At 69.3% G+C, this 6779-nt stretch carries 5 protein-coding genes and 1 pseudogene; 3 read left to right on the plus strand and 3 right to left on the minus strand.

Translation table 11 applies throughout. The features are described 5' to 3' along the window. Together ACFVX4_RS41275 and ACFVX4_RS41280 are read left to right on the plus strand one after the other, a co-directional pair. On the plus strand, nt 1-585 hold a 585-nt coding region (locus ACFVX4_RS41275; protein WP_389988414.1), incomplete at its 5' end, for an IS3 family transposase. A gap of 37 nt (nt 586-622) precedes the next feature. Beyond that, nucleotides 623-1868 (plus strand): annotated as a pseudogene (locus ACFVX4_RS41280) (NF041680 family putative transposase); the annotation flags it as partial. 8 nt (nt 1869-1876) lie between these two features. Here the strand turns inward: ACFVX4_RS41280 and ACFVX4_RS41285 are convergent. Next, entirely contained in the window at nt 1877-4966 is a 3090-nt protein-coding gene (locus tag ACFVX4_RS41285) for a BTAD domain-containing putative transcriptional regulator (protein ID WP_389988417.1), read from the minus strand. Between the two features lie 181 nt (nt 4967-5147). Between ACFVX4_RS41285 and ACFVX4_RS41290 the strand changes: the two genes are divergently transcribed. Beyond that, nucleotides 5148-5390 carry a hypothetical protein gene (locus tag ACFVX4_RS41290; protein ID WP_389988420.1) on the plus strand — a complete coding sequence of 81 codons (243 nt, stop codon included), beginning with the start codon at nt 5148-5150 and terminating at the stop codon, nt 5388-5390. A 398-nt stretch (nt 5391-5788) separates the two neighbouring features. On the opposite strand, the gene ACFVX4_RS41295 is transcribed toward ACFVX4_RS41290, so the two are convergent. Then, nucleotides 5789-6085 (minus strand): hypothetical protein, encoded by a 297-nt coding sequence (locus ACFVX4_RS41295; protein WP_389988422.1) that lies wholly within the window; start codon nt 6083-6085, stop codon nt 5789-5791. A gap of 227 nt (nt 6086-6312) precedes the next feature. Then, nucleotides 6313-6558, minus strand: a complete 246-nt coding sequence (locus ACFVX4_RS41300) for a helicase associated domain-containing protein (RefSeq protein ID WP_389988425.1) — start codon at nt 6556-6558, stop codon at nt 6313-6315. Nucleotides 6559-6779 lie beyond the last annotated feature (221 nt).

The raw sequence follows: 6779 nt of genomic DNA on the forward strand, positions 1-6779 counted from the left end.
GTGCGCACCACCGTCCCGGACCCGGCAGCCTCACCGGTCCCGGACCTGTTCCAGCGGGACTTCACCGCTACCGAGCCGGGGCGCAAATACATGGGCGACATCACGTATCTCCCGCTCGCAGGCGGGGAGTTCCTCTATCTCGCGACCGTGCTGGACTGCTTCAGCCGCAAGGTCGTCGGCTGGTCCATCGCCGACCACATGCGCACCGGCCTGGTCGCCGACGCACTGCGGATGGCAGCCTCGACCCGTGGCCGCCTGGACGGCGCCGTATTCCACTCCGACCACGGAGCGCAATACGGATCCCGGGCCTTCGCCCGCCTCTGCGACCAACTCGGGGTCACACGGTCGATGGGCGCGGTCGGCACCAGCGCCGACAACGCGGCCTGCGAAAGCTTCCACGCCTCCCTGAAACGCGAGACCCTCAAAGGCGCCCACGACTACGGCGACTCCGATACCTGCCGCAGGACCGTCTTCGCCTGGCTGACCCGCTACAACACCCGCCGCCGGCACTCCGCCAACGGCCACCTCAGCCCCAACGAATACGAACACCGACACCACACCGCTAAACTCACGCTCGCCGCGTGATCAATAACCGCGTGCCCACCTTCACGGGGGAAGGCCCGAGCATCGTCGCGGGCACGGTGGGCTCTACGACGCCCTGGCCGCAGGCGAGGTCGATGTCAGCAGGCTACGGCGGGCCCTGGCCGCGGTGCCGCTGCCGCGGGCGGCGGACGGCCGCCTGGTCCTGGCCGCCGACATCACCTGCTGGCTGCGACCCAGCGCGCATACCTCACCGCAGCGGATCCTGTGCCACACCTACGGACGGGGCAAGGACCAGCACATCCCTGTTCCCGGCTGGCCGTACTCGGTGATCTGCGCACTGGAAACGGGCCGCAGTTCGTGGACCGCCCCGCTGGACGCACTGCGTCTGGCCCCAGGGGATGATGCCGCCACTGTCACGGCCGGGCAGATGCGTGAACTCGTCGAGCGGCTGATGGCGGCCGGGCAGTGGAAAGACGGCGATCCGGACGTTCTGATCGTGGTGGACGCCGGATACGACGTGCCCCGGCTGGCCTTCCTGCTGAAGGATCTGCCGGTGCAGGTGCTGGGCCGGATGCGTTCGGGCCGCGTCCTGCGCCGCACGGTCCCGCGCCGTATGCCGGGCGCCCGGGGCCGCCCGCCCCGCCACGGTGGCGAGTTCGTCTTCGGCGACCCCACCACCTGGAACACACCCGACGCGCAGACGGTGACCGGGACCCGCCTCTACGGCATCGCCACCGCGCGGGCCTGGGACCGGCTCCACCCGAGGCTGACCCATCGATCCGCCTGGACTGCCCAGCTGGGCGCCCTGCCGGTGATCGAAGGCACCGTGATCCGCCTGCAGGTCGAGCACCTGCCCAGCGGCGCGACACCGAAGCCGGTGTGGCTGTGATGGTCGGGTACCGATGCCACCACAGCCGACGTCGACCGTCTGTGACAGGCGTTCCTGCGGCGCTCGACATCGAGCACACCTTCCGGCTGCTCAAGCAGACCCTGGGCTGGACCTGCCCCAAGATCCGCACCCCCGAAGCAGCCGACCGGTGGACCTGGCTGATCCTCGCCGTGTTCACCCAACTACGTCTGGCCCGCCCGCTGGCAGCCGACCTGCGACGGCCGTGGGAGAGACCGAGCCCGTCCGACAGGCTCACTCCCGCCCGAGTCCGCCGCGATTTCCGGCACCTCCGCCCGAAGGCCGGCTGTCCTGCCAGAGCACCGAAATCCTCACGCCCCGGCCCAGGCCGGCCGCCCGGTGGCAAGAACACCCGGCCCACCCCACGCTATGACTGACGAAGAAGCCAACAACCCCGCGCCCACGCCGCACAGGTTAAAGATCAAGCTAGGGCGTGTTTCGAACGTCCCGCGCTGCTGAGGCCTCGTCCTGGGTGCGGGCTGCGGCCACGAGGTCACCGGCCATGGTCTGGGTCTTGGCCAGGGTGTCGAGGCCCACGGCCAGCCAGGCGCGGGAACCGATCTGTCGCCACAGCCTGACGGCTGCTTCGGCGCGTCGGCGGGCCGGCGCTGGTCGGCCTGCTACGAGTTGCGCCTCGGCGAGTGCATAGAGCGTCGCTGCCTCGCCCCACAGGTTGCCGAACTCCCGGTAGGTCCAGAGGGTGCCGGCCAGTAGTCGACGCCCCTCCGCATGAGCGCCTTGTCGCACCAGGACGTCCCCCAGCCAGCAGGTGGCGTGTGCGGTGGTGAGCCGGTCGCCCAGACTCTCGCTGATCGAGGCTGCCTGCCGGAAGCAGTCGGCGGCGGCGGGGTAGGCGCCACGTGCGCGGTGGCTCTGTCCCAGACATCGCAGGGCCTGGGCTTCGCCGGGCCGGTAGCCCGCTTCCCGACTCGCCCGCAGGCACTGTGTGAACCGCTCCATGGCCGCTTCGATACGCCCCTGCTCAAGGTGGATGACGCCGATGCCGTTGGTGGCGTAGACGAGGCAGTTGACGTTCTCCACCGTTCGGGCCAGCGCGGCCGCCTGTTCGAAATGACGCACGGCCGTGGAGTACTGGCCCAACAGGCGGTGTACGTACGCCAGTCCGGCTGTGGCGCTGGCTCGGTAGTCCGGGCCCTCGCGGTCGGCGAGCTGCAGCGCCTGCTCGAAGTGACCCAGCGCTTCCGGGTACCGGTCGAGGATAGTGGTGAGTTCGCCCAGGCAGCGGTGGAGTTGGGTGGCGCTGCGCTGGTTTCCGCTGCTCAGTGCCGCCTTCAGCGCCCGGTTCTGGATCCGTTCCCAGTCGTCGAAGTGGCTGCCGATCTGGAAGAGCGTTGTCAGCGTGGTGGCCAGCCCGGCGGCCGGCGCGATCTCGGCTCTGTCAAGCGCCTGGTCCACCACGTCGATGAGGAATTGGCGCTCGTCGTTGAACCAGGCCAGTGGGTCCGCGAGGATCTGGCTGGTGTCCGTCGGTGAGGGCTGCCAGGATGCCAGGCCGGCCTGCGAGGTGCCCTGGAAGTCGACGCTGAGGGTGTCCGCGGCCAGGTCGGCCAGGTGCAGGCTCGCGCCCAGCAGCCGTATGAGCGCGTCCGTACGGTCCAGCGGCGAGACCTCCCGCTCCGCCCGTTCCCGGCCCAGCAGCCGCACCAGGTCGTGCAGCCGGTAGCGCACTCCGGTGGCACCAGCCGCCCCAACCTCCACCACATGCACATCCACCAGCTCGTCGAGCACGGCCTCCGCGCGGTCCAGGCCCATGTCCAGCAGCACGGCCAGGGCCCAGACGGCGAAGTCCGGTCCAGGCAGCAGGGCGAGCATCCGCAGGGCGTGCCGAATCATGGGGGCCATGCCCCGGTAGGTCAGCTCCAGGCTGGCCCGTACGGCGATGTGACCGACGGCCAGCTCATCAAGCTTGCGTTGCTCGTCGGCGAGCGCCCGGGCGACCTTGGCCAGCGGCCAGTGCGGTCGTGCGGCCAGTCGCGATCCGGTGACCCATACCGCGAGGGGAAGACCGCCACAGGTTTCCACGATGGACCGGGCCGATTCGGACTCCGCGACGGTCCGGTCTGCGCCCACCATCTCACGCAACAGTGCCAGCCCCGTTGCGGAGTCGAGGACTCTCAGGGGGAGCCGGACACCGCCCAGGCTCGCCAGCGTGGTCCGGCTGGTGACGATGGCGGCGCAGTGTTCACCGCTGGGCAGAAGGTCGTCCACCAGCAGCGCATCGGCCGCGCTGTCCAGCACGACGAGCGTCCTGCGCTGGGCCAGCAACGTGCGGTAGAGATTGATTCGCCCGGTCGCGTCAGGGGGCATCGCACCGCCGTGTACGCCGAGCGCTCGCAAGAAGGTGCCCAGGACCGTGAACGACTCGGCCGGCTCGTCACTGAAACCCCGCAGGTCCGCGTAGAGCTGACCGTCCGGAAACCGCGAGGCCAGCAGATGCCCCGTGCGCACGGCGAAGGCCGTCTTGCCGACCCCTGCCGAGCCGGTGACCAGCAGGGTCACCGACCCGGACGTTTCCTGGCCGAGCAGTCGGCAGGCTTCAGCCAACTCGTCTTTCCGGCCCACGAACAGGGACGGGGTCGGCGGAAGCAGGCGAGGGCGCGGTTGCTGTGTGTTCGCTCCGACCCGATCCTCGTGACCGCTCCTGGTGGCGTCGTCCGGCCGGTTCGAAGCCGACGTGTGCGGGCTCGCCGCTGACGCGGCCCGCTGAGGGGACGGGACGCGTGCCGGTACGGAAGCGATGCCGGAAAGGTGGGAGGGCACGTCGAGTGCAGGGTCGGAGGTGAGCAACTGCTGGTGAAGCTGTCGTAGGGCTTGGCCGGGATCGACCCCCAGCTCCTCGGCCAGCCGCCCCCGGATGCGCTGGTAGTGGGCCAGGGCGTCAGCGGGACGTCCCTCGCGGTACAGGGCGAGCATGAGCTGGCCGGCCACCCGCTCGTCCAAGGGATGGGCTACGGTCCGTGCCGACAGATCGGCCAGACACTCGCTGTGGCGGCCGGTACGCAGCATGGCGTCGGTCCGGTCCAGCTCCGCCGTCCATCGCTCTGTCCGCAGCTGCTCGCGCACGGTGTCCACCCACAGGCAGTCCATGCCTGCCAGCGGTTCGCCCTGCCAAAGGCCGAGCCCCTCCTCGAACAGGCTCAGGGCGGACCGGTCGTCCGGGACATTCCTGGCCCGTGCGATCAGGTGGCGGAAGCAGTGCAGATCCACCGTGGTCTCGTCTATGTCGAGCACATAACCGCCGGACCGGCGGGCCAGACAGATGCCGTGCGGGTCCAGCTCGCGGCGCAAACGAGATATGTAGGTGTAGAGCGTGTCGCGGGCCCGGAGGGGTACGCGATCGTCCCATACGCGGCAGAGCAGCTGGTCGGCGGAGACGGGGCGGTTTGCGTCGATCAGCAAAACCGCGAGAACGCACTGCTGCCGCGGGTGCCCCAGTGGTACCGGCCTACCGTCGACCCGCGCCTGAAGAGTGCTCAGTAATCGGAACTCCACCATGCCGCGCTCCCCTTTCGTGCCAGTACAGGCCCAGAGAGCATCACTGTGACCTGCCCCTCAAGGTTTCTCGCAAGGTTTGCCCCAGGTCGTCCGTACATCGTTGTCGACGTGTCCGGAACCTAGCGGACTAGTACCGACCGCGCCCGCATTGGGTGAAAAGGTCCGTAGAAAAGGAGAATCTATGCGTGCACGAATCTGGCTCACCGGCGCTGCACTGGGAGCCGCCCTGCTGACGGGTGGCACGGTCGCCACCGCGCAGGCGGCACCCGCGCCCTCCGCGGCGGGGACACATGTCGACATCGGTACCTTCCCGTCCCGGAGCGCATGCCTGTCGTTCGGGCAGGCCGGCGTCTACTCCGACTGGTACTGCCAGAAGAGCAGCACCACCAACAACTGGCACCTCTGGGTGAACTTGAATTCGTAGGGCGCATCCGGGACTTGGCGTAGGCCCTCCGGCCTCACGTGGTGTTGAGCCGGTCCTCGAAGATGAGCGAGGACCGGCTCAAAGCTTCCGGGGCTCGGGCGACGGCAGCGTCCGACACACGACCGTCCCTACCCCATCCACCTACGCTGCGCAGATCCTCCGGTCCCAGGAGGCCGGTGCGGCTCGCCGACAGGCCGGTGCGACTCCCGCTCCCGGGGCGTCGGACCCGGCGCCGTCCGGGTCCTCCAGGCCTTCGTGCCTATCGCCCGCCGTCGGCCCGGACGGCCCGGTCGGCGCGGCTGCCGCCCGGCGGCGGGCGTGAGGCGATCGGGATCGGGCCTCCGCCGACGGGCCGTACGAACAGTCCTGTGCGGCCCGTCGGTGTCTGCCCCAGAGGTTCACCGGCTCAGGCGGTGGCGCGGTCCCCACGCGAACTCGAGGTCGTCCAGCAGGACGTCTTCCAGCGAGCCCTTCCACCGGCCGCGCAGGAGGAACGGGGCGCTCTCCATCCGTTCGCGGATGATCCGGCTCGCGGGCTGGCCGACCAGGGCATACCGGTCGTGTTCGGCGGGCGCGCTGCCCGGCCCGTACGCGCACAACAGCTCCTGGAAGCGCTCGCTGTGCCGTTCGGCGAATGCCTCCAGGCGCTGCATGTAGCCGTCCCGCTCATCCTCGCGTACGGCGCTGGGGGCCACGGCCAGGATCTCGCCCGACGCATCGGGACGAGGAAGTTGCCCGGGTCGGTGCAGGCCCACGTGTACCGCTGCGCCGCCGCCAGGACCTCTTTCGCATCGAGCCCGGAGGCCGGCCCGGCCGCCCAGGACCTCGGAGTGTGAGAGACCAGCACCGTGAAGTCCGCGGCCACCGCATCTCCGTACGCGTCGTGCTGATCGGTACTCACACTGTTCCTCTCGCGCATCGGTTACCAGCGCATGCCAAGGCGGTCGAGGTCGGCCCGGCGCTGTTCGGGGAGCTTCTCGGCCCGTTTCCGGACGTTGTCGAGCCACGTGCCGAGCTTGACCACCACAGCCCCGTCAGCCCCGTCCTGACAGCCCGACAGACCTGTCTCCGCCTCCAGGTGCTCGATGTGTTTCCGGGGCACTTGCATGTGCCCTTCACGGGCATGGAACTGCCGTACCGCCTCCAGGTTCAGAAACGGTGCGTGCACTCCTCACCCACGGCGCCGATCAATCTCCGCGAAGATGACGGCACTCGCGGCAGGTGCCCGACCACACGACCCAGCCACGTGACCCATCCCGTAATTTCAGGTCTTGCCATCCACTTTCGATACACGCCCTAGTCTTCTGAGTCAGGAATTCTGTTCAGATAGCTGGCGAGGCGTTCGAGGATCTCGTCTGCGGTCTTGGTCCAGACGTAAGGTCTGGGGTC

Origin of the sequence: Streptomyces sp. NPDC058240, from assembly GCF_042882135.1 — a bacterium.
Classification (GTDB): Bacteria; Actinomycetota; Actinomycetes; order Streptomycetales; family Streptomycetaceae; genus Streptomyces.

Bases quoted from the DNA above. Each gene is read 5' to 3' on its own strand.
- ACFVX4_RS41285 (WP_389988417.1), bottom strand. From the start codon at position 4,966: ATGGTGGAGTTCCGATTACTGAGCACTCTTCAGGCGCGGGTCGACGGT.
- ACFVX4_RS41290 (WP_389988420.1), top strand. From the start codon at position 5,148: ATGCGTGCACGAATCTGGCTCACCGGCGCTGCACTGGGAGCCGCCCTG.